This is a genomic window from Dysgonomonas sp. Marseille-P4361 (genome assembly GCF_900343125.1).
Lineage (GTDB): Bacteria > Bacteroidota > Bacteroidia > Bacteroidales > Dysgonomonadaceae > Dysgonomonas.
Genome location: NZ_OPYL01000013.1, coordinates 1 through 877 on the forward strand (window position 1 = coordinate 1; position 877 = coordinate 877).

Annotated in this window: 1 protein-coding gene; it reads right to left on the reverse strand. The window is 38.8% G+C overall.

The window, feature by feature from the left end; all coding sequences use genetic code 11:
- Positions 1–155 precede the first annotated feature (155 nt).
- On the reverse strand, positions 156–872 hold the full coding sequence (gene istB, locus DHU68_RS14090; RefSeq protein ID WP_108823641.1) for an IS21-like element helper ATPase IstB: 717 nt from the start codon (positions 870–872) through the stop codon (positions 156–158).
- Between the last annotated feature and the right edge of the window lie 5 nt (positions 873–877).

Below are 877 nucleotides of genomic sequence, written 5' to 3' on the forward strand. Positions count from 1 at the left end.
TGCAAATTCCCATCAAACTAGTCCCCTAGTTCCTATTCAAATTGACCCCTTGTCGTTCATTTCTGAAGTAGTGTATTTTTGTATTGATTTTTTATGTAGATAACGCATCGTTATGGGTCTTGTTATACTTAATATAATTTTACAATAATAAACATTTATTTGTACAGATCATTGATTTTTTGTTTTCTTAATGATTCTCCATATAATTCTACTCTTAATGATTGATGTACGATACGATCCAGAACTGCATCTGCTACTGTCTTTTCTCCTATTACATCATACCATTCCTTGACGGGTATTTGTGAAGTAATAATGGTTGATTTCTTCCCATACCTGTCTTCTATCACATCTAGTAAGTTCATCCTTGCAGTTGCATCAAAGGGTTGTAAGCCAAAATCATCCAATATCAGCAAGTCCATTCTTTCTATCTTTCTAAGCTCTGTCAGGATCGTGCCCTTAGCTTTGGAGGACTTAAGTAGTCCCATCAATTTGGATGTATTGGAGTAAAGGACTTTAAACCCTTTTTGGCAGGCCTCATAGCCCAAAGCTGTAGCCAGATAAGTTTTACCTGTGCCTGTACTTCCAGTGATAAAAACATCCTTATGTTCTTTGATGAAACTCAGATCAGCCAGACGCTGTACCTGATTCTTATCGAGTCCTCTTTCGACTGAGAAGTTTAACTCCTCGATAGAAGCTTTATGGCGGAAGTTCGCCTGCTTGATTGCTCTTTCTATCGCCCTGTTGCGGCGATCGTCCCATTCGCTGATGATGAGCCAGGATACAAACTGATCGATGGTCATGGTCTCTTTCTGCCGGGTTTCAAGACTCGTTTTAAAAGCTAGGAACATGCCTCTGAGTCTTAAAGATGTCATTTTTT